The organism is Nitrospirillum amazonense (genome assembly GCF_007828045.1).
Classification (GTDB): domain Bacteria; phylum Pseudomonadota; class Alphaproteobacteria; order Azospirillales; family Azospirillaceae; genus Nitrospirillum; species Nitrospirillum amazonense_C.
Genome location: NZ_VITN01000001.1, coordinates 291,040 through 313,234, shown reverse-complemented (window position 1 = coordinate 313,234; position 22,195 = coordinate 291,040). Strand labels below are relative to the sequence as shown.

Here is a 22,195-nt window from a genome sequence, read left to right as displayed (position 1 = left end):
GCTTCCCGCTGCCCCTGCCGACAGGTTCCTGTCAGGAAACGCGTGGAAACTGGACCGGCCCGTCCCATATTGGAAATGGGCCTGCCGCCCGCCCCCTGCCGCCCGCCCCGGTCGGGCCGATGCGGTTCCCGCACCGGTCCTGGAGTTGAAAGCCATGCCTGTCGTCCATCCATCCAAGCCCTTGGGCAAAGCCGCTGGCAAATCCGGGGTGTCCGCCCTGTTGCTGGTGGCCTGCCTCACCGCCATGGGCGGTGGCGCCTGGGCGCAGACCGGGACGGCCGACACGCCGGCAAACGCCATCGACGAGGGCCCGGCGCGCCCGCCGGTGCTGGACGGTCCCGGCGTCGCCACGGCCGACGGCAGGGATGATGGCGTGGTTGCCGCCCGTCCGCCCGAGGATGATGGCTGGAAGTCCAAGGACACCAGCTGCCGGGCCGGTGGCAGTGTCACCATGGGTATCGGCTTCGGCGGCGGCCTGATCGAGCGCGGTGCCGGCGCCACCCTGAATTACGGCCAGGACGGCAACCCCTTGCGGCCGTGTGAGGACACGGGCATTGGCTTCTCGCTATCGGTGTCGCAAGGCAACGTCACCGGCCATCCCCGCAACGGCGCCTGGGGTGTCGGACCCTGGGGTGGGGTAGGTGGCGGCCCCTGGGGGCCGGGCCTGGTCGATGGCGTGGACGGTGCCTATCCCTATTATGGATCGGCTTACCCTTATGGCGGCACCTATGCCGCTCCGTACGCCTATGGGCGCTGGCTGGATCGTGGCAGCCTGGACAGCTGGTTCCCCAGCCGTATCCACCCCTGACGGCGCCGGTGCGCCTCAACTCCGGGTGCCGTACAGCGCGTCCAAGCGGTCCATCAGTATCTTCACCGACAGGGGCTTGATGAAAAAGGCATCGGCACCGCCGGCGCGGGCCGTGGCTTCGTCCACATTGGCGCTGTAGCCGGTGCACAGCACGCAGATCAGACCGGGGTTCCTGCCCTTGGCGGCATGGATCAGGCTCAGGCCCGTCATGCCCGGCATGGTCTGGTCGGTGATCAGGGCGTTGTAGCCCCTCGTCTGGTCGGCCAGCAGGGTCAGTGCCGCTTGCGGCTCGCCGCAGACGGTGACGTCGTGGCCCCGCCGGGTCAGGCCCTCGCGCAGCAGCTCGCCCATGGCCTCGGTGTCGTCCACCACCAGCACCCGCAGGCGGGCCGGGGCCGGATTGGGAGGCGAAGGCGTGGCCGCTCCGCCAGAGGAGGCTGCGGGCGCCGTGCCCGCGGTTATGCTGGGACCCGACAGGCTGGGAAGGGTGATGCGGATGACGGTGCCGGCCCCCGGCTTGCTCGCGACCGCCAGGCCGCCGCCATGGGCCTTGACGATGCTGTGCACATTGGCCAGGCCCAGGCCGGTGCCTTTGTCCTGGCCCTTGGTGGTGAAGAAGGGTTCGAACATGCGGGACAGGTGGTCGGGCGCCAAGCCGGTTCCCTGGTCGGTCACCTCCAGCACCACATGCGGGGCGCCCACCGGTGCCGGCAGGATATCCGCCACCGCCCAGTCGTCGGGGAAAGCGAAGGGTTGGGGGCCCCGGTTCAGGCGGATGGTGATATCGCCCGTCTCACCCCGGCGGGCGTCGTGGGCGTTGATGACCAGGTTCATCAACACCTGCATCATCTGCGTCTGGTTGGCGCGCAGGGGCGGCAGGCCTTCCTCGGTCATGCACGTCAGGCGGGTCGTGGCCGGCACGGTGGAGCGCAGCACCACCTGCGCGTCGTCCACGATGGCGCGGGCCGGCACCACCTCCTGCACACCGGCGTCGGTGCGGGCGAAGCCCAGGATCTGGCGGACCAGTTCCTTGGCGCTGGCACCCACCGCCAGGATGCGGTCGGCATAGCCGCGCGCGGGACTGTCCGCCGGCAGGTCGGCCGCCAGAAAGCCGGCATAGCCCAGGATGGCGCCCAGCAGATTGTTGAAGTCGTGCGCGACACCGCCGGCCAAGCGGCCCACCGTTTCCAGCTTGTCCTGCTGCAGGATCTGGCGTTGCAGGATCTGACGCTCCCGCTCCACCCGGTCACGTTCCGACACGTCGCGGGCCACGACCAGGATGTCACCGCCGGGGTCGTTGCTGGCGGTGAACTCCACCGCCTCGATGCGATAGCCGGTCAGGGTGGTCCAGTTATCGACCTGGCCTGTCCACACCCCGGTATGGGCCAGGCTCGCGGCGATCTGCTGGCGCAGCCCCGCCAGTGAGGCGGCCGTCTCGGGCATGACGAATTGGGAAATGCGCTTGCCCAGCAGGGTTTCGCCGTTGGTGACGCCCACCAGGGTCAACGCCTGGCCGTTGGCGTAAAGCACCTTGTAGTCGCGGCTCATCATGTAGATGGCGTCATGCGCCGCCTCGATGCAGGCCGCCACCCGCTGCAGGTCGCGCCGCAGATGGTCCCGTTCCACCAAGGTCTGGCGGAAGTCCTCCAACCCGCGCGCCAGGTCGCCGATGACGTCGGGACAGTTCTGGTCGGGCAGGGTGCGGTCGTATTCGCCCCGCTTCAGCCAATCCACCCCCGCCTGCAGACGCTGCAGCGGCCTGGCAACGATCAGGCGTACGGCCAGGACCACCAGGCCGCTCAGCAACAGGGCGCAGAGCAATCCGGCCATCAGGATGGCGGTGCGGATACCGGCGAAGGGCCGCGCCAGCCGGTCCAGGGGCACGTCCATGACCAGCAGGCGCCGGCCCTCGCCGGGGAACAAGTCCACCGGCCAGGTGAAGCGGCGCAGCCGGGACCCATCGGGCAGGCGGCGTTCCAGGCTGTAGGGCTGGGCCTGGTTGACGAACACCCGTTCCCCTGGTGTGAACTGATAGTCGGGTCCGTCGCCGAAGGTGGCGGCGCTGCCCAGCCGGGCCGGGTCCGGGTGATAGCCCCAGACACCGGAGGTGTTGATGATGGCGATGGGTGCGCCGAAGGGATGGTGCCCTTCATAAATGTGGGCGCGCTGCCGCTGGTCCAGGTCCACGCCGGCCACGCCGATGAGGCGGTCACCCACCATGGCCGGGAAGGCGTGGGAAACCAGGGCGGTGGGCACGCCCTGTATGGGAAAGATATGGATCGGCAGGATGGCCAGGCGATGGCTGCGCTGGGCGCGGGCATAATAGTCCTGGGTGTCGAAGTCCGCCGGCGGGGACTGCAGGCGCACGGCGCCTTCCTGGCTGGTGGCGTACAGGGCGTAGCGGCCGGTGGCCGCCATTCCCACCAGGGGATCCCGCGCGGCCAGCGCCGCGGCGTCGGGCCCCAGGGCGTCGGGCTCGGCAAAGAACCAGATGCCCACGGCTTCGGGATGCAAGGCCGCCGCCTGGCGCAGGTATTCGGTGATCTGCCGTCGGTCGGCCAGCGTGGGGGCGACCCCTTCCCGCTCCCGCGTGGCGGCCAGGGCGGAGACCAGGCGGGCGGCGCCCTCGGCCAGGGTCATCTCTTCCTGGATGCCGGCGCTGATGGCCAGGGCCTCGCGCTGGGCTGTGTCGCGGCCGTAATCATTGATGAAACGCTCCACCACCCGTTGGCTCAGGTGCAGGGTGACCAGGATCATCCCCCCCAGCATGATGCCGGCGGCCGGCAGGATCGCCAGCAGCAGCCGCATGGGGAGGGAGAAGCGGATCATCCGCGGGTCCATGATTGGCGCCCGGGCCGGGCTCGGAGCGGGCGGGCGCGGCAGGGGTGGCCTGGTTGGCACAAACGCCTAAAAAGCGTAGCGCAATCAACGGTGATTTGCGCCTTACCAAGAAGGTCAGGGTTGGGGTGCGGCCGCCCGCTCGGCGGTGTTTCCCGCGGGCAGGTCTCCCCCCGCCATTTCCACCGCCAGGCCATCCGGCACACCCAGATCGATGAGGGGACTGGTCAAGACAGGCCGCGCCGCGCGACGGCGCAGCAGGGCCGTTGGCAGGGACAGGGCATTGGGCACCCGCACCGCCGGTTCCGCCTCATCCTCGGTTTGGCGCAGGCGGGTGTTCAGGGCCAGGACGAACACGGGCACCAGCCACACCAGCCGGTTCTGATAGCGGTCGTGCGGGTTGGACAGCGCGCCGCAGATCAGGGCGTTGCCGGCCAGCGCTGCCCACAGGAACACCAGGGCGCCCAGGGCCATGCCGTCGCGACGCCTTACCGCTTGGGGGACCAGGGCCGCCAGTGCGGTCAGCGCCAGATAGGCCAGGGGGACGGTCAGATAGTTGGACAGGTCCGCCATGCCGGGGGTCGGGCCCTCGCTCTGCTGGTCGGCCTTCAGGTAGGTGGGCTCCAGCGGCGCCAGCCATTGGTGCACCGCCTCGCGGGTGCTGCGGTGGAACTCGTCCAGCCCATCGCCCGTCTGCACGCGAAAGAACTGTTCCATCCCCGCCTGCAGCGAAGCCAGGGCCAGGGCCAGGGGATAGGCGCGCATCACCGCCATGTTGATGCGCGCCGCCTCAGGCTCCATGCCTTCCCAGCCGCCCAGGGCCATCAGGGGGGAATCCTCCGCCCACAGGAACTCATCCGCCGTGGTCGGCAGGCGGTGGCGATAGGAACACAGGGCGTAGGCGTGCGGATCCTCGGTGCACCGCTCGTCCAGCAGGCGGCGCACCTGGCCCTGCTGCAGCAGGCTGCCGAACAGGAACAGGGGTCCGCCGGGGGTCAGCCTGGTTTCGCCGGTGACGGCGCCGTTCAGCAGGGGCAGGGTCACCACGCTGCCCGCCACCAGGGCCGCCGCCGGCAGCAGGCGCAGGGCCCGCCAGGATCGGGGGCGGCCCAGGACGCCCACGGCCTTCATCAGGGCCAGCACCGCCACCAGGCCGGCGCCCAGGGCCATGCCTGACATGTGCGACAGCAGGCTGACCAAGCCCACGGCGGCCGCGCCCAGGCGCGTTCCCCAGGACAGCCGATCCCAGCGGAAGGCCAGCAGCCACAGGGTCGCCACCACCAAGGGGATGGCGATGTCCGGCATCAGCTGGGAGGTGTACCAGGCCATGCCGGTGCCCAGCGCCAGCAGCGCCACCAGGCCCAGGGCGCCGAGCCCATTGCCGTTGCCGCCCGGCAGTCCGTCGCTGGGCGCCAGGCCGGCGCACAGCAGGCGCAACAGCCACAGGGTCAGCAGGCTCTGCGCCACCACCGGTCCCCACAGCGTGCGCCAGTTCAGCGACGCCGCCTGCAGGAACAGGCCATAGGCCAGCGACCGCCCCTCCACCAGTTCACGCTCGGCCGCAGCCTCGATGTAGCCGCCGGTATCGAAGAAGACGATGGGGAAGCCGTTCAGCAGCGCTGGCCACAACATCAGGACCAGGGCGGCGAGGGGGGCCAGCAGCGGCAGCAGGACGCGCCGGGCCAGGTCGGCGCGCGCAAACCCGCCCAGCCGCGCACCAAGGCGGCGGACAGTAGACGACCCAGGCATGGCGGATGGGTCCCCCAAAACCAAAACTTCCCCAAAATTCTTATGCTTAGCGTGTCAGTAGCACCGGCGGCGGCCTCTGCTGTCAAGGGCAAAGGGTGGGATGGTTGCAGATGTGCGGCCAAGGTGGTTTTCCTGCCACGGCGGGCGGGCCACCCTGCTGTGCCGCTACAGCCCCAGGCTGGGCCCGCCGCCGATCCAGGCGGGGTTGGCGGGGCAGGGGGTCGTGGGCCGCTCGGCGAATTCCGCCGCCAAGGCGTCGATGAAGCCGCGCACCGCCGGCACCAGGCCCCGGCGCGAGGGGAACACCGCGTGCACCACGCCCGCCGGCAGGGTCCAGCCGGGCAACAGCGCCTCCAGCATGCCCTGGGCCAGATAGTTGTCGATGATGAAGTGGGGCAACTGGGCGATGGCGACCCCGCTCAGCGCCGCATCGCGCAACAGGGCCATGTCCTCGGTGATCAGGCGGGGCTGATGCGGCACGGTGCGCAGGATGCCGTCGGGACCATAGAGGCGCCAGACGTAGTCGCCACCCGTGCGCGGCATGTCGGCGGCAGGCAGAGCCGACAGCTCCTCCGGGGTGGCGGGCCGGCCGTGGCGATCCAGAAAGGCGGGGCTGGCCACCAGGGCCGAACCGTGGCTTTCCAACACCTTGACGATCAAGTCGCTGTCCTCCAGCGGCGGCATGCGCACGCGGATGGCCAGGTCGTAGCCTTCCTCGATGACGTCGACGCGGCGGTTGCTGGCCTCCAGCCGGATGGTCACGCGCGGATGTTGCGCCATGTAGCGGGTGACGACCGACCCCACGCGGGTGGGCACCAGGGCGGTGGGGCAGCTGACGCGTACGGTGCCCTGCGGCTCCGCCCGGGTGCGGTCCACCACCTCTTGTGCCGCTTCCGCTTCGGCGATCATGGCCAGGCAGTGGGCGTGGTAGGTGCGGCCCACGTCGGTGACGGCGAAGCGGCGGGTGGAACGCTGCAGCAGCCGCACCCCCAGCTGGTCCTCCAGCATGGAGACGCGGCGGCTGAGGGTGGACTTGGGCACGCCCAGCGCCCGCTCCGCCGCGGCGAAGCCGCCATGCTCCACCACCTGGGCGAAGTAGTAGAGGTCGTTCAGGTCGCGCATGGTGAGGCCCCGATCGCCGCCCGGTTGCCGGGGGCGGCCATTGTTCCAATCATGGAACATAGAGTGTGAAATCTGCCCCCTGATGGCAAGGGCGTTCCAGTGGCAATCTCAAGGGGTCTTCGGCGGCCGGGTCTCACCGGCGCCCATCCCAGAAATGAGAGTATGGATCATGAAGCTCCTGCACATCGATTCCAGCCCCCTGGCCCAGGCCTCCGTCTCCCGCCAGCTGACCGCCGCCGTGGTCCAGGCGTGGCAGCAGGCCAACCCGTCGGGCGAGGTGGTGTACCGTGATGTCGCCGCCGTGGCCCCCGCCCACCTGGATGCGGAGCTGCTGGCCGTCGCCAAGTTCGGCGCCGACCAGAACCTGACCCCGGCGCAGCAGGCCGAGCGCGCGCTGGTCGATACCCTGGTGGATGAACTGCTGTCGGCCGATGTCGTGGTCATCGGCGCGCCCATGTACAACTTCTCCATCCCCAGCCAGCTTAAGTCCTACCTGGACCGCCTGGCCCAGGCCGGCCGCACCTTCCGCTACACCGAGTCCGGTCCCCAGGGCCTGGCCGGCGGCCGCAAGGTCATCCTCGTCTCCTCCCGTGGCGGCAAGTACGCCGGCACCCCGTACGAGGCGGCGCTGGACCATCAGGAAGCCTATCTCAAGGCCTTCCTGGGCTTCCTGGGCATGACCGACGTCACCATCGTCCGCGCCGAGGGCATCGCCATGGGCCCCGACGCCAAGGCCGGCGCCCTGACCGCCGCCAACACCCAGATCGGCGACCTGTTCGTGGCCCAGGCCGCCTGACCCACGGTTCCTGAACAAATTTTCCCGTTGGCGGTTGGAAGCCGGCGTCCCTGACCCTCAGGGGCGCCGGTTTTCTCTTGGCCGGCGGTGTATGCTGTGCGCCGGTCGTCGTGGGAATAAGGGAAGGGAGCCATGGACCACCCTGTCGACTCATCCACCGCCAGCCCGCATTGGGACCTGCAACGCTTCGTCGACGCCCAGAACCCGCAGCTGGACACGGTGATCCAGGAGCTGACCACCGGGCACAAGCGCAGCCATTGGATGTGGCACTTCTTCCCCCAGATCGCCGGGCTGGGCCAAAGTGCGACGTCGCAACACTACGCCCTGGCCTCGCTGGACGAGGCGCGGGCCTACCTGGAACACACCATCCTCGGCGGGCGCCTGCGCCAGCTGACCGGCCTGGTCAACGAGTTGCCCGGCCACGACGCCCAGGCGGTGTTCGGCCCGGTGGACGCGCTGAAGTTCCGCTCCAGCATGACCCTGTTCCACCTGGCTGCGGGTGACTGCGACAGCCTGTTCCAGGATGCGCTGGACAAATACTTTGGCGGCCAGCCCGACCGGCGCACCCTCGATCTGGCGGGCCTGCCCCGAAACTTGCCTGTGTAAGTAGCGCGAAGTATGGATTTATACGCGTATATCGGACAGTGTGCCGCCAAGTGTACGCTGAGGGGGGAACGCGCATGTCCATTATCGCGAAGTCGGGCCAGCGGGTGCTGGCCTCGGGGGGCTTGGCCTTAACGGCGCTGGCCACGACATTGGCCGCCGGCCCCGCGCCGGCGGGGGAACTGGTCCAGCCGGCACCGGCGCCGGTGGTGGCCGGCGTGTCGCAGCTGATGGCCTTCCCGCAGATTTTCACCCTGCCCAACGGCGATGGCGCGCCCCTGAAGGTGCAGGCCAACGCCTTCGTCAGCTTCGGCGACCGCAAGGAGGCGGAGGTGAAGGCGGCGGTGGCCGCGCGCAGGCAGGCGACGGGTGCCGCCCTGCCGACGGGTGAGTTGTTGGCCGGCCCCACCATCCGCGCCCATCCCGGCGACACGCTGGATATCCTGTTCACCAACGGCCTGCCGTTCGACGCGGACGAGGGCGACGGCACCATGTTCAACGCCGTGCCCCATGGCTTCGACGTGCTGAACCTGCATACCCATGGCCTGCACGTCAGCCCGCAGAAGGACAGCGACAATGTGCTGCTGGCCATCTACCCGGCCGACACGCCGGCCGATGTCATGGCCATGTGCGTGCGGGACGCGGGCGGCGACGCCAGCCTGTGCCAGAAGGGCGACTACCACTACCGCATCAAGATACCGGAGCAGCATCCGGCCGGCACCTACTGGTACCACCCGCACAAGCACGGGGCGGTGGCCCTGCAGTTGGCCAGCGGCATGAGCGGCGCGCTGATCATCCAGGATGAGAAGAACGGCATCGACAGCCTGCCCGCTGTCCGGGCGGCAGCGGAAAAGGTGATGCTGCTGCAAAGCATCGAATCCGCGCCCAACCTGACCAGCCCGCAGCGGGTGACGTGCAAGAGCGTCTATTCCTTCGCCCGCTGCACCTATATCGACGGCCAGCCGGCGCCCGAGCCGGCGACGAACGTGAACCAGAAACTGTCCGTCAATGGCCAGCTGAACCCCACCGTTACCATGACGACGGATGAGGTGCAGCTGTGGCGGGTGGTGAACACCACGGTGGGCAATGTGGTGCCCATGTGCCTGGTGCCCCAAACCGGCGTGGACGCGACGGCGGCGCCCGCCGCCTACGTCCTGGCTGCCGACGGCGTGCCGGTGCAGCGCACCCTGTCCCCGGGGGAGGAGGATCTGCCGCTGCGCCTGACGGCGCCGGTGGCCCGGCCGGACGGCAAGGGCGTGGTGAATAACGAGCTGCTGTTCCTGGCGCCGGGCCAGCGCCTGGATCTGATGGTCAAGGCGCCGGCCAAGCCCGGCCGTTACCTGCTGGTCCAGCCCGCCCCCGGCGCGGTGGTGAAGCGGCAGCAATCATCGCGGGATCCCCTGGCGCGCCAGCCCGGCATCGGCGATCTGTGCAAGCCCGGCGTGGTGCCGGACGCGCAGCTGGTGATGACGGTCAACGTGGTGGCGGCGTCCCGGTCCACGGCGACCGCCCTGCCCACCCAGTCACAGCTGAACCGGCTGTACGCCCCCGCCACCCTGGTGGACGCGCCCGACCGGCCGGCCTCCCCCACCCAGGGGGTGGTGTTCGGCTTCACCAGCGGCACCTACGCGGAATCGGCCGGCGGCGCCTCGGTGGTCAACGGCCGCCCCTTCAATGCCGAGGGCGGTCCGCAGCGCATCCTGACCCTGGGCCAGACGAACCTGTGGGGGGTGATGAGCGCGGCCGACACCCACATGTTCCACATCCACACCAATTCCTTCCAGGTGGTGAGGCGGGGCACGATCGACTACGCCTTCCCCATTTGGCGCGACACGGTGCTGATCAATTGCGCCCCGGCGGTGGGCGGAACGAACTGCACCTTCCCGGGCGGCTTGACCAACGTCGACGCCAACACCGGCTTCAATTACGGCGAGGTGGTGCAGTTCCTCAGCCAGGCGCTGGACTACAGCGGCGCCATCGTCATGCACTGCCACAACACCAGCCACGAGGATAACGGCATGATGGAACTGGTGGAGATGGTGGAACCGGGCAAGGCGCCCACCATCACCCCCCACGCGCATCACCACGAAGGGGCAGGGCATCACTGAGCCGCCGGCACCCTGCTTTCATCCCTACTTCATCTCCCACACGTCGTTGGCCCGGTCGGTGTCGGGCAGGGCGTGGGTGGGGTCGATGGTGACGCGGGTGATGGCGGGGCCGCCGTCCAGGCGCACGGCGGTCTCGGCCCGGCCGCGCCAGGTCTCCACCGGAATGCGCAGGCTGCGCTGGCTGCCGTCGGCGTAGTCCACCTGCAGGGTGGCCGGCAGGACCAGGCGGTCCAGGGCCGCCAGGGTGACCAGGGCGCCCTTGTCCGGCCCGCCCTCGGCGTAGGCGACCTTGCGCACGGCGAAGTCCACCGCCCAGTTGTTGAAGTACCAGCCGCGCCAGAACCAGGTCAGGTCCTCGCCCGCGCCGGATTCCATTGCGCGGAAGAAGTCGGACGGTGAGGGGTGCTTGTAGGCCCAGGCGCGGATATAGCGGCGCAGGGCGGCATCGAACCGCTCCGGCCCCAGGATCTGTTCGCGCAGCAGCACCAGGCCCAGGGCCGGCTTGAAGTAGCTGACGGGGTGGCGGTACTTCTCCGACATGCCATCGGGGGCGTTGATGATATTCGGCGCCGACGCGTCGGTCAGCAGGGGCAGGATCTCGTCCACCGGGTTGCCGCCGCCGGGCGCGTATTCCCCGTCGCGCTTGGGCGCGTATTCGCCGTGGTTGAAGGCGTCCTGGGCGTAGATGTCGATAAAGGTGTTGGACCCCTCATCCATCCAGGCGTCTCGCCGCTCGTTGGACCCCACGATCATGGGGAACCATGTGTGGCCAATCTCGTGCGCCGTGATCCAGTACAGGGTCTTGCCCTGGTCCTTGTACCCGTCGAACACGACCCCCGGGTATTCCATGCCGGCGCCATGGCCGCCCAGGTTGACGGCGACGGGCCAGGGATAGGGGAACCACTGGCTGGAGAAATGCTCGATGGCGGCCTTCAGGTACTCCGTCGACCGGTTCCACTTGTCCGGCCCCACACCCTCCACCGGGTAAACCGACATGGCCAGGGCGTGCTTGCCCTCCGGCAGGTTCACCCGCGCGGCGTCCCAGACGAAGGCGGCTGAGGCGGCGAACACCACGTCGCGGGTGTTCTTCATGCGGAAATGCCAGGTCATCTCCCCATTGGTGCGCGGGCGGCTCCCGGGGGCCGTCACCTCATCCGGCGTGCGGATCATCACCGTGGCGTCGCTGGCGCGGGCCTGGTCCAGGCGCTTCACTTGCGTGGGCGTCAGCACCTCCGCCCCGTTCACCAGTTCGCCCGAACCCGCCACCAGCATGGTGGCCGGCACGGTGACGGTGTAGTCGAAGTCGCCGTACTCCAGATAAAACTCCGACCCCAGGTAGGGCAAGGTGTCCCAGCCGCGCAGATCGTCGTAAACCGCCATGCGCGGGTACCACTGGGCGATCTCATAGATCTCACCGTTCTGGGTGGGCGTGTGCGCCGTGCGCCCGCCCCAGGTGCCGGGGATGGTGTAGGCATAGTCGATGTGCAGCGCCAGCTTGCCGCCCTTGGCCGCCAGCGGCCGGGGCAGGTCTATCCACATGCGGGTATCATCGATGTGGAAGGGCAGGGCCACCACCTTGCCATCCCCCATATCGACCGCGACCGCCTTGATGGTCATGCCGTCGGTGCTGCCCCGGCTGGCACGTCCGCCGCCGGTCACGGCCGCCCGCGCGTCCTTGCGGTAGATATTCTGGTCGAGTTGCAGCCACAGCCGGTCCAGCGCGTCCGGGCTGTTATTGGTGTAGCGGATGACGCTGCCACCGCTCAGCGCGGGGGTGTCGGGGTTGCTCAGATCCAGGCGGGCGTGCAGCTCATAATCCGCGCGGTTCTGCCAATAGGCCGGACCCGGCAGGCCGCTGCCCGACCGGTACTGGTTCACCGCCTGGGGCAGGGTCAGGGGCGCGAACGCCTCGAATGGGCGATAGGCGGTGGCCAGCGGCGGTTCGGGGTCGGCGGGTTTTTCCAGCTGCGGGGTGATCCGCGGCGAGGCTTGCTGCGTATCGGTAGGTTGAGCGCTTTGGCCATGGCTTGTTCCCACGGCGGTCAAGGCCAGTGCGAACCCGATGGACACGGTGCGGCGGAACCAGGACATGGCCATGGAGAAGGCGACCTTTGCTGTCGTTTCAGGGGGCGGAAGGATGGGTGGCCGGGCGCCCTCATCCCCCGCCCAAGGCGTGGCGCCGACCGTTAAGTCACTGCCATCATGGGGTATTGCGCAAAAGAGGGGAAGCCCTGCGGCAATGGGCGGCACCCGCTTCCGGATGGCCGGTCAGTAAATCATAACCAAGAGAAATAATGGTTGGCCATAATGGATTTGGAATCCACATAGACACAGAATAGCATTCAAATTACATTGACGTCCAACTGGCGCCTCCGTCAGAGCCGTCTTTTGCGTTTTTGTCTTCAATAAGCGTGCCGTACTTTTGTGTGAAAGGCCCTTTAGTCATCTTAAAAGGGCGAACTCTTACTTCGCGGAGTGGTTAATGTTTCGGTCTTTTCTGGCGCGACATATCCGGGACATGAAGGCGACACTGGCTGCCCTGGGCAAGTCACAGGCCATTATCGAGTTCGCCCTGGACGGCACCATCCTCACCGCCAACGACAACTTCCTGAAGGCCATGGGCTATACCCTGGCCGAGGTGAAGGGGCGGCATCACAGCCTGTTTGTGGCGCCAGGGTATAGGGACAGCCTGGAATACCGCCAGTTCTGGGACAGCCTGCGCCGGGGGGAATTCCGGGCCGCGCAGTTCAAGCGTTTGGGAAAGGGCGGCCGCGAAGTCTGGATCGAGGCCTCATACAACCCTATCCTCGACCGCGCCGGCCGGCCGTACAAGGTGGTGAAGTACGCGACCGACGTGACGGCGGCGAAGCGGGAACACGCCGACCTGCAGGGCCAGGTCACAGCCATCAACAAGTCGCAGGCGGTCATCGAATTCAGCCTGGACGGCACCATCCTGCGCGCCAACGACAATTTCCTGACCACCATGGGCTACACGGCGGCGGAGCTCGAGGGCGGGCACCACAGCCTGTTCGTGGAGGCGGGCTACAAGGACACCACGGAATACCGTCAGTTCTGGGACGCCCTGCGCCGGGGTGAGTTTCAGGCCGCGCAGTTCAAGCGCATCGGCAAGGGCGGGCGCGAGGTGTGGATCGAGGCCTCGTACAATCCCATCCTCGATCCCGATGGCCGGCCGTACAAGGTGGTGAAGTATGCCACCGACATCACCCGCCAGGTGCGCATGCTGGCAAACCTGAAGCAGCTGATCGACAGCAACTTCAAGGAGATCGACATCGCCGTCGAACAGTCGGTGGGCCGGTCCGAGGGCGTGGCCGCGGCGGCGAACCAGACGGCCGGCGCGGTCCAGGGCATCGCCGCCGGGGCGGAACAGCTCGCCGCGTCCACCCGCGAACTGGCGGCCAATATGATCCAGTCCCGTCAGGCGGTGGACAGTGTCGCGGCCGAGGCGGAAACCGCCGGGTTGGCGACCGAGCGCCTCAACGCCGTCGCCCAGTCCATGGAGCGGGTGGTGGATGTCATCCGTGGGATCGCCGGCCAGATCAACCTGCTGGCCTTGAACGCCACCATCGAGGCGGCGCGGGCGGGGGAGGCCGGCAAGGGCTTCGCCGTCGTCGCCACCGAGGTGAAGAACCTGGCCAACCAGGCGGCAAGGGCCACGCAGGGGATTTCGGACGAGATCACCGGCATGCAGTCCGTGGCCGGCGAGGTGGTCGGCGCCCTGGAAGGCATCCGCCGCTCCATCGATGCCGTGCGCGACCATGTCACCTCGGCCGTGGCGGCGGTGGAGCAGCAAGGCGCCGTCACGCTGGAAATGTCGCAGAACATGCAGCAGACCGCCGGCGCCGTGGACACCGTGACCGAAAACATCAACGACATCGGCCGCGCCATCCGGCAGGTGGAAACCATGGTGGACAAGACCCGGGAAGCGGCGCGCGTGCTGGCCCAATAAGCGGAACACCCCGCTCCGGTGATCCGGCGGCCGGTTGCTCCCCGTGCCGCCGCCGGAAACGCTGTGATGACCTCAGGCCGGGAAGTCGGTGCTGAGCGCGACCGGCCGCCAGTCGGCAAGGTTGGCGGTGAACGCCTCCTGCCGGGCCTGCACCCGGTTCCAGGCGTCGGTGCCCAGCACCAGGTGCAGGGGCGGGTTGGGTGAGCGCACGGCGGCCACGATGGCGCGGGCGGCCAGCGCCGGGTCCCCCGGCTGCCTGCCGTTCAGCGCCTGCAGGCGGGCCACCGCCGCCCCGGCCGTCGCGGCATAGTCCGCGATGGGGGCGCCGGTCAGCCGCAGGGAATGATCGGTCAGGAAGTCGGTGCGGAAGGCGCCCGGCTCCACCAGCGTGATGCCGATACCCAGGGGCGCCACCTCCTGCGCCAGGCTGAGCGACACGCCCTCCAGCGCGAACTTGGATGCGGCGTACAGGCCGGAACCCACGCCCGGCGCCAGCCCGGCGATGGAGGTGATGTTGACGATGTGGCCGGCCCGGCGCGCCCGCATCAGCGGCAGGGACGCCTGCATTACCGCCAAGGCGCCGAAGAAGTTGACCTCGAACATGTGGCGGGTGGCGGCGGTGTCGCCATCCTCCACCGCACCCAGCAGGCCATAGCCGGCGTTGTTGACCACCACGTCCAGCCGGCCGTGCAGGGCATGGGCCTTGGCCACCGTGTCCTTAACCTGGGCCGCGTCCGTCACGTCCAGCGGCAGGACGTGCAGCCGGCCGTCGGCGGGCAGATCGCTCTGGCCGTCGCGGGTGGTGCCGATGACGACTTGGCCCTGGTCCAGCAGGGTGCGCGCCAGCTCCTTGCCGAAGCCGCGCGAAACGCCGGTGATGAACCAGACCTGTTGGGTGTCGTTGACCATGATCCGCATCCTTCCTGAAAGCCGGCCCTGAAAACGGGGGAATGGGCCGGGGATGCGCTGAAGATGGGGAACGGCCGCTCTGTGCGGTATGCGCTATAGTCGAAACGGTTAATGAAGGGTGTCGTACATAATCAGCCGTAGGTCGCGCGCATGAATTCGGTGAAGACGCGCAGCGGCAGGGGCGTGTGCCGCTGCTTGGGATAGCACAGGAAAAACCCTGGGAAGGCGCCCGACCATTCCTCCAGGATCGGCACTAGCCGGCCGTCCTTGACGTAGGGCAGTATGCGGTCCTCCAGCCACAGGGCGATGCCCACGCCCTGCAGGGCGGCGGCCAGCACCATGCTGCGGTCGGTGACGATGATGGGACCCTTCACCGCGACGGAAAACCAATCGCCGCCCGGCTCCTGGAACTCCCAATGGTAGATGCGGCCCGTCTCCGTCCAGCGCCAGTTGATGCAGGCATGGTCCAGCAGGTCGCGCGGATGCTGCGGCACGCCGTGGCGGGCCAGATACTCAGGGGTGGCCACGGCCACCTGGCGCAGGCTGCCGCCCAGCTTGATGGCCACCATGTCGTCGGAAATCATCTCGCCCAGGCGGATGCCGGCGTCGTAGCCCTCCGCCACGATGTCGCGCACCACGTCGTCCACCGTGGTGTCCAGGACGATCTCGGGATAGGCGCGGTGGAATTCACCCAGGATGGGCGCCAGGAACCGCTCCGCCCCGACGCGGGAGGAGGTCAGGCGCAGGGTGCCGGCCGGCCGCTCGCGCAGGTCGTTCACGTCGGCGACGGCGGCCTCCAGCTCCTCCAACACCGGCTTCAGGCGGGCGTAGAGGCGCGAGCCGGCATCGGTGACGGAAACGCTGCGTGTGGTGCGGTTCAGCAGGCGCACGCCCAGCCGCGCCTCCAGCCCCCGGATGGTCTGGCTGAGCGCCGAGGGGGAGACGCTCAACTGCACCGCCGCCCGCGCGAAGGTGCCGTACGCCACGATGGTGGCGAACGCCCGCAGATCCGCGAACTCACTGCCCCGCATGCTGTCCCTTCCCCAACAGGATCAATCGCCAGCGGATAGCACGGCCGTCGGCGGCGGCGCTGTGTCTGCCGACACTCCGGCCCCAAATCCATTGATGGAAATCATGGCATAAGGCTATTGCATGCCTTCTTATGTCGATTGTCCGCATACACATAATCCATGCAATAAGGGCAGTGAGGTGGCCGTGGCCGACGATGATTTGTGGAAACCCCGCTTGGACGGCCGGGGCGGGCCGCTTTACCTGGCCATCGCCGACGCCATGGCGGCCGACATCGGCGCCGGGCGGCTGGTGCCGGGGGAACGCCTGCCCACCCAGCGCGCCTTGGCGGAGGCGCTGGGCATCGACCTGACCACCGTCACCCGCGCCTATGCCGAGGCGCGCCACCGTGGCCTGCTGTCGGGCGTGGTGGGGCGGGGCACTTTCATTTCAGACCGCGCCGCGGCGGACATGGCGCCCCTGGCCCAGGGCGACATCGACATGTCCATGAACGTGCCGCCGCAACCGCTGGCCTTGTTGCGCACCCACCTGGCCCAGGGGCTGGAACGGCTGGTGCGGGCGCCGGACCTGGGGCGTCGCCTGGGCTATCGCGCCGCGGGCGGCGGCGCCACGGAACGCACGGCCGGGGCCGCATGGCTGCGCCGCCGCTACACCGCCGCCGGGCTGGCGGCCAACACCAGCCCGCATGCCGACCGCGTGCTGGTGACGCCGGGGGCGCAGGCGGCGTTGCACGCGCTGTTGTCCCTGCTGGCGCAACGGGCTGACGTGGTGCTGGCGGAAACGCTGAGCTACCCGGGCTTCACCGCCATCGCGGCGCGCCTGGGCCTGCGGGTGGTGGCGGTGGATTGCGATGGCGAGGGGCTGGTGCCCGACGCGGTGGCGGCCGCCTGCCGCGGCAGCGGCGCCCGCCTGCTCTATTGCACCCCCACCCATCACAACCCGACCACGGCGACGATGTCGGAAGGGCGGCGCCAAGCCCTGGCGGACGTCATCCAGGCCCAGGGCCTGACGGTGGTGGAGGATGACGCCTATGGCGCGCTGGCGGCCACCCCCGGCACGCCCCTGGCGGCCCTGGCCCCCGCCCAGGTCTGGCATGTGGCCACCCTATCCAAATGCCTGACGCCGGCCCTGCGCACCGCCTATGTCGCCGCCCCCGACGCCATCCAGGCGGAACGGTTCGAGGGCGTGCTGCGCACCCAGACGCAGATGCCCTCTCCCCTGGCGGCGGGGTTGGCGGCTGACTGGATCCTGGATGGCACCGCCGCCACCCTGGCGGAGGCCATCCGGGCCGAGGCGACGGCGCGCCAGCGCCTGGCGGCGGATATCCTGCCCCCGGGCAGCTACCAGGCCCAGCCGGACAGTCTGCACCTGTGGCTCAGCCTGCCGCCCGACTGGACGCCCCACGCCTTCGTCCAGCGCGCCGCCCGCACCGGCCTGACCCTGGTGGCGGGCGATGCCTTCCTGTCATCCGACACCCCGGTGCCCGCCGCCGTGCGCCTGGCGCTGGGTGCCGCCCCCGACGCGGTGTCGCTGAAGGGCGCGCTGGTCAGGGTGGCGGGCCTGCTGGCGGGACCGAGGGGCGGGGCGACGGGGGTGATCTGAACCCGTCTTGTATGGTGCCCATAGACCGCGCCCGCTCGGCGTATGAGGGCTAACTGAAACTTCTGCCGCCATCCACCACCAGCGACTGACCCGTCATCATGCTGGATGCGCGTGAGGCCAGGAACAGCACGGCGCTGGCGATGTCCTCGCCCGACAGGGGGCGTTTCAGGCATTGCGCGGCCAGGGTCTCGGCCAGGGCTTCCGGGGTCACCCACAGGCGCCGCTGCCGTTCCGTCATGACCCAGCCGGGCACCACGGTGTTGACGCGGATGCCGTCGGGGCCGAACTCGCGGGCCAGCGCCCGGGTCAGGCCGGTGACGCCCGCCTTGGCGGCGACATAGGCCGGGTATCCCGCCAGGCCCAGGTTATGGGCGGTGGAGCCCAGGTTGACGATGGCGCCGCCGCCGGCGCGCTTCATGCCCGGCACCACCGTCTGGGCCAGGAAGAACTGCGGGCGCAGGTTGATGGCCAGATTGTCGTCCCACTCCGCCACCGTGACATCGGCGGTGGCGTGGCGGTCGTCGCGGGCCGCGTTGTTGACCAGCACGTCGAAGCCGCCCATCTGCGCCTCCGCCTCACGCACCTTGGCCTGCAGCGTCTCCACGTCGCGCAGGTCGCAGCGCAGGAAGACGGGACGGTGGCCGGTCGCGGCCTCCACCGCCTGCACCAGGGCCAAGGCCGACGGCTCACGTAGGGCGATGAAGGCGACGCGGCAGCCCTGGGCCGCGAAGGCGTAGGTGAGATAGGCGCCGATGCCGGACCCCCCGCCGCTGATCAGCACGGCCTTGCCCGCCAGGTCGCCATAGACGGGATAAAGATGCTGGGTCACGCCTTCCGGGGCGCCGGGCGGCGGCTCTTCCGGGGTGTCGATGGGACCGGTGGCGGGCTGGTTGCTGTCTGGCATGGGGGCGCCTTCCTTACGCATTGGGCCCATGGGCGTTGGGCCGCGTGACGGCCGGGTCAGGAAGGATAGTTAGAACGGTCCCACCCAGGCCGCAATTCCCCATGCCACCAAATCCCCTTTACAGGGGCCATTTTTGTCCGATAAATCATACCAAGAACCGGAGGCTGGGCGCCGGGTCGTGGGGTCGTGCCATGACGGTCACGATACCGCAAACCGCGCCGCAACCTCCTATCATAACGACATTGGGTGGGGAAACGGCGGGTGCGGGCGGCCACTGTTTGGCCCCATGCCATCAGCCGCCGCGGGCGACCGGTTGACTTGCGTGCCCAGGCCACGACCAGGCCTGCGTCCCGAAGGGTCCGGCCACCCATCACCCCACCCCGTGCCAAGGACCGGGGCCGTTCCAGGCCCCCGAGGTGGACGGACGATGACCGACGACGGCAAGCGGAAGTTACGCAGCGCGCACAGCTATGGGAAACTGGACCGCGACGGGTTCATCCACCGCAGCTGGATGAAGAACCAGGGCCTGCCCGGCGACGTGTTCGACGGCCGGCCGGTCATCGGCATCTGCAACACCTGGTCGGAACTGACCCCCTGCAATTCCCACCTGCGCGAGGTGGCGGAGCATGTGAAGCGCGGCGTGTGGGAGGCCGGCGGCCTGCCGGTGGAATTCCCCGCCATGTCGCTGGGCGAAACGCAGATGCGCCCCACCGCCATGCTGTTCCGCAACCTGCTGGCCATGGAGGTTGAGGAATCGATCCGCGGCAACCCCATCGACGGCGTGGTGCTGCTGGGCGGCTGCGACAAGACCACCCCGGGCCAGATCATGGGGGCGGCCAGCGTCGACCTGCCCACCATGGTCATCTCCTCCGGCCCCATGCTGAACGGCAAGTACCGGGGCAAGGACATCGGCTCCGGCACCGACGTGTGGAAGTTCAGCGAGGCGGTGCGCGCCGGCGAGATGACGCTGAAGGACTTCATGGGGGCCGAGGCCGGCATGTCCCGCTCGCCCGGCACCTGCATGACCATGGGCACCGCCTCCACCATGGCCTGCCTGATCGAGGCCATGGGCCTGTCGCTGCCCTTCAACGGCACGCTGCCGGCCATGGACGCCCGCCGCCGCGCCATGGCGCATGAGACAGGCCGCCGCATCGTCGCCATGGTGAAGGACGACGTGAAGCCGTCGCACATCCTGACCCGCGCCGCCTTCGAGAACGCCATCCGCGTACACGCCGCCATCGGCGGGTCCACCAACGCCGTGATCCACCTGCTGGCCCTTGCCGGCCGGCTGGGCGTTGACTTGTCGCTGGAGGACTTCGACGCCTTGAGCGCCGACATCCCCCTGCTGGTGGACCTGCAGCCGTCGGGCCAATACCTGATGGAGGATTTCCACTACGCCGGCGCGCTGCCGGGCCTGATGACCAAGATCAAGGACAAGCTGAACCTGGACGCGGTCACCGTCGGCGGCATGACCATCGGCGACATCGTGGCGGAGGGCGAGGTCTACAACGACCAGGTCATCCGCCCCATGGCCAACCCGGTGAAGCCCGTCTCCGGCATTTGGGTGCTGCGCGGCAACCTGGCGCCCGATGGCGCGGTGATGAAGCCCAACGCCGCCTCGCCCGAGCTGCTGACCCATCGCGGCCGCGCCGTGGTGTTCGACACCATCGAGGACTTCAAGGCCCGCATCGACGATCCGGCGCTGGAGGTGGACGAAACCTCCATGCTGGTGTTGCGCGGCTGTGGCCCGAAGGGGTATCCCGGCATGCCGGAAGTGGGCAACATGCCCCTGCCGCCCAAGCTGCTGGCCAAGGGGGTCAAGGACATGGTGCGCATCTCCGACGCCCGCATGAGCGGCACGGCCTTCGGCACCGTGGTGCTGCACGTCGCCCCTGAATCCACCGCCGGCGGCCCGCTGGCCCTGGTGCGCACGGGCGATGAGATCGAGCTGAACGGGCCGGCGCGCAGCCTGTCCCTGCTGGTGGGCGAGGCCGAGTTGGCCCGCCGACGGGCCGAGCTGGCGGCCCAGCCCGCCGCCCCCCTTCCGGCGCGCGGCTACTACCGCTTGCATGTCGAGCATGTGATGCAGGCCGACAAGGGCTGCGACCTGGACTTCCTGGTGGGCGCCAGCGGCGACCGCGTCACGCGGGAGTCGCATTGACATGGCGGCACCCGTCTTCATCGCCGGCGATTGGGGCACCAGCAACCTGCGCCTGTCGCTGGTTGACGCGGACGGCGCCGTGCTGGACACCCGCGCCGGTCCCGGCGCCGCCGCCGTGCCGGCGGGCGGCTTCCCCGACACGGTGCGGGGCCTGCTGGCCGATTGGGATGCCGCCCACGGCCGTCTGCCCCTGCTGTTGTGCGGCATGGTGGGCTCCACCCTCGGCTGGGTGGAGGTGCCCTACGCCGCCGCCCCGGCGGGGGCGGCGGAGATCGCGGGCCACCTGCACCGCATCGACCTAGACGGCCGCGCCGTCTACATCGCGCCGGGCGTGAAGGGCACTAACCTGCAGGGTGCCCCCGACGTCATGCGGGGGGAGGAAACCCAGGTGCTGGGCGCCCTCATCACCCATCCGGATCTCGCCGCGGGCGACCATCTGCTGTGCCTGCCCGGCACCCATTCCAAGTGGGTGGATCTGTCGGACGGTCGCATCACCGGTTTCACCACCGCCATGTCGGGCGAGATCTACGCCCTGTTGTCCAAGCACAGCACCCTGGCGCGCGGGGCGGCCGAGTGGGATGGCACGCCGGATGCCGGCTTCCGCCACGGCCTGAAGCGGGTGGCGGAGGCGGGCGCCGACGTCCTGCACCTGCTGTTCGAAACCCGCGCCCGGCAGATGGCGGGCGTGCTGACGCCCAAGGACGCCCTGGGCTTCCTGTCCGGCCTGGTCATCGGCGGTGACGTGGCCGCCACCCTGGCCCGGCACCGGGCGCTGGGCAGGCCGGCGCCCACGCGGGTGGTCCTGGTCGGCGCCCCGGCGCTGAACACCCTATATACCCTGGCATTGGCCAGCCACGGCGTGGCCGCCCTGGCGCTGAACGGCGCCGAGCAGTCCACCGCCGGCCTGCTGGCCTATTTCCGCCGCCTGTGAAGGAACGCGTCATGACCGAAGCCAGGTTGAAGCACATGCCCGTGGTGGCCATCCTGCGCGGGGTGACGCCCGATGAGGTGGTGGCCGTGGCCCGCACCCTGCACGACGCGGGCATCCGCGCCATCGAGGTGCCGCTGAACTCACCGGAGCCGCTGCGCAGCATCGAGCGGCTGGTGCAGACCTTCGGCGATGATTGCCTGGTGGGCGCCGGCACCGTGCTGACCCCGGACAGGGTGGACGCGGTGCGCGCTGTGGGCGGCCAGCTGATCGTCTCCCCCAACGTCGACGTTTCCGTTATCGCCCGCACCGTGGCGCTGGACATGGTGTCCATGCCCGGCTTCTCCACGGGGACCGAGGCCTTCGCCGCCATCGGCGCCGGTGCGCGCTATCTGAAGCTGTTCCCGGCCAGCAGCCACGCGCCCGGCCATGTGAAGGCGCTGAAGGCCGTGCTGCCGGCCGACGTCGCCGTTTACGCCGTTGGCGGCGTCACCGCCGCCAACCTGCAGCCCTGGGCGGACGCCGGCGTCACCGGCTTCGGCTCCGGCGGCGACCTGTACAAGCCGGGCGTGGATTTGGGCCAGATGGCGGAACGCGCCGCCGGCCTGGTGGCCGCCGTGCGCGCCGCGCTGAAGCTGGGCTGAATATGCTAAAAGCCGCCGCCGACCTTC

General features: G+C 69.3%; 16 protein-coding genes. 9 read left to right on the top strand and 7 right to left on the bottom strand.

Features of this window, described 5'->3' with window-relative positions; translation table 11 throughout:
* The first annotated feature begins 154 nt into the window (after window positions 1-154).
* The gene (locus FBZ89_RS01195) at window positions 155-808 is read left to right on the top strand and encodes a hypothetical protein (protein WP_145748206.1); all 654 of its coding nucleotides are present in this window, start codon (window positions 155-157) and stop codon (window positions 806-808) included.
* Window positions 809-823: 15 nt separating this feature from the next.
* Here the strand turns inward: FBZ89_RS01195 and FBZ89_RS01190 are convergent, their stop codons facing one another.
* From FBZ89_RS01190 to FBZ89_RS01180, 3 genes are all read right to left on the bottom strand, one after another.
* Window positions 824-3,637 (bottom strand): ATP-binding protein, encoded by a 2,814-nt coding sequence (locus FBZ89_RS01190; RefSeq protein ID WP_145748205.1) that lies wholly within the window; start codon window positions 3,635-3,637, stop codon window positions 824-826.
* Between the two features lie 126 nt (window positions 3,638-3,763).
* Window positions 3,764-5,395 carry a hypothetical protein gene (locus FBZ89_RS01185; protein ID WP_145748204.1) on the bottom strand — a complete coding sequence of 544 codons (1,632 nt, stop codon included), beginning with the start codon at window positions 5,393-5,395 and terminating at the stop codon, window positions 3,764-3,766.
* Window positions 5,396-5,560: 165 nt separating this feature from the next.
* Complete coding sequence (locus FBZ89_RS01180) at window positions 5,561-6,517, bottom strand: LysR substrate-binding domain-containing protein (protein WP_145748203.1); 957 nt, start codon at window positions 6,515-6,517, stop codon at window positions 5,561-5,563.
* Between the two features lie 169 nt (window positions 6,518-6,686).
* Between FBZ89_RS01180 and FBZ89_RS01175 the strand changes: the two genes are divergently transcribed.
* From FBZ89_RS01175 to FBZ89_RS01165, 3 genes are all read left to right on the top strand, one after another.
* Entirely contained in the window at window positions 6,687-7,313 is a 627-nt protein-coding gene (locus FBZ89_RS01175) for an FMN-dependent NADH-azoreductase (RefSeq protein ID WP_145748202.1), read from the top strand.
* Window positions 7,314-7,445: 132 nt separating this feature from the next.
* A complete protein-coding gene (locus FBZ89_RS01170) occupies window positions 7,446-7,919 on the top strand; it encodes a DUF1810 domain-containing protein (protein WP_145748201.1) in 474 nt (157 codons plus the stop codon).
* A gap of 74 nt (window positions 7,920-7,993) precedes the next feature.
* On the top strand, window positions 7,994-10,024 hold the full coding sequence (locus FBZ89_RS01165; protein ID WP_145748200.1) for a multicopper oxidase family protein: 2,031 nt from the start codon (window positions 7,994-7,996) through the stop codon (window positions 10,022-10,024).
* Window positions 10,025-10,048: 24 nt separating this feature from the next.
* On the opposite strand, the gene FBZ89_RS01160 is transcribed toward FBZ89_RS01165, so the two are convergent.
* On the bottom strand, window positions 10,049-12,121 hold the full coding sequence (locus tag FBZ89_RS01160; RefSeq protein WP_145748199.1) for a M1 family metallopeptidase: 2,073 nt from the start codon (window positions 12,119-12,121) through the stop codon (window positions 10,049-10,051).
* Window positions 12,122-12,506: 385 nt separating this feature from the next.
* On the opposite strand from FBZ89_RS01160, the gene FBZ89_RS01155 reads away from it, so the two are divergent.
* The gene (locus FBZ89_RS01155) at window positions 12,507-13,991 is read left to right on the top strand and encodes a methyl-accepting chemotaxis protein (RefSeq protein ID WP_186457123.1); all 1,485 of its coding nucleotides are present in this window, start codon (window positions 12,507-12,509) and stop codon (window positions 13,989-13,991) included.
* A 72-nt stretch (window positions 13,992-14,063) separates the two neighbouring features.
* On the opposite strand, the gene FBZ89_RS01150 is transcribed toward FBZ89_RS01155, so the two are convergent.
* The gene (locus tag FBZ89_RS01150) at window positions 14,064-14,900 is read right to left on the bottom strand and encodes an oxidoreductase (protein ID WP_145748198.1); all 837 of its coding nucleotides are present in this window, start codon (window positions 14,898-14,900) and stop codon (window positions 14,064-14,066) included.
* A 131-nt stretch (window positions 14,901-15,031) separates the two neighbouring features.
* Window positions 15,032-15,931: a LysR family transcriptional regulator gene (locus FBZ89_RS01145; RefSeq protein ID WP_145748197.1), complete on the bottom strand. Its 900-nt coding sequence runs from the start codon at window positions 15,929-15,931 to the stop codon at window positions 15,032-15,034.
* Between the two features lie 184 nt (window positions 15,932-16,115).
* Between FBZ89_RS01145 and FBZ89_RS01140 the strand changes: the two genes are divergently transcribed.
* The gene (locus FBZ89_RS01140; RefSeq protein WP_246171969.1) at window positions 16,116-17,531 is read left to right on the top strand and encodes an aminotransferase-like domain-containing protein; all 1,416 of its coding nucleotides are present in this window, start codon (window positions 16,116-16,118) and stop codon (window positions 17,529-17,531) included.
* Between the two features lie 49 nt (window positions 17,532-17,580).
* Here FBZ89_RS01140 and FBZ89_RS01135 read toward each other — a convergent pair whose 3' ends face one another.
* Window positions 17,581-18,435: an SDR family NAD(P)-dependent oxidoreductase gene (locus tag FBZ89_RS01135; RefSeq protein ID WP_145748195.1), complete on the bottom strand. Its 855-nt coding sequence runs from the start codon at window positions 18,433-18,435 to the stop codon at window positions 17,581-17,583.
* A 427-nt stretch (window positions 18,436-18,862) separates the two neighbouring features.
* Here FBZ89_RS01135 and FBZ89_RS01130 point away from each other — a divergent pair, with 427 nt between their 5' ends.
* From FBZ89_RS01130 to FBZ89_RS01120, 3 genes are read left to right on the top strand one after another with little or no spacing between them, the layout of a single operon-like run.
* A complete protein-coding gene (locus FBZ89_RS01130) occupies window positions 18,863-20,596 on the top strand; it encodes an IlvD/Edd family dehydratase (RefSeq protein WP_145748194.1) in 1,734 nt (577 codons plus the stop codon).
* A gap of 1 nt (window position 20,597) precedes the next feature.
* Window positions 20,598-21,527 (top strand): 2-dehydro-3-deoxygalactonokinase, encoded by a 930-nt coding sequence (locus FBZ89_RS01125; protein WP_145748193.1) that lies wholly within the window; start codon window positions 20,598-20,600, stop codon window positions 21,525-21,527.
* A gap of 11 nt (window positions 21,528-21,538) precedes the next feature.
* The gene (locus tag FBZ89_RS01120; protein WP_145748192.1) at window positions 21,539-22,168 is read left to right on the top strand and encodes a 2-dehydro-3-deoxy-6-phosphogalactonate aldolase; all 630 of its coding nucleotides are present in this window, start codon (window positions 21,539-21,541) and stop codon (window positions 22,166-22,168) included.
* The last annotated feature ends 27 nt before the right edge of the window (window positions 22,169-22,195 follow it).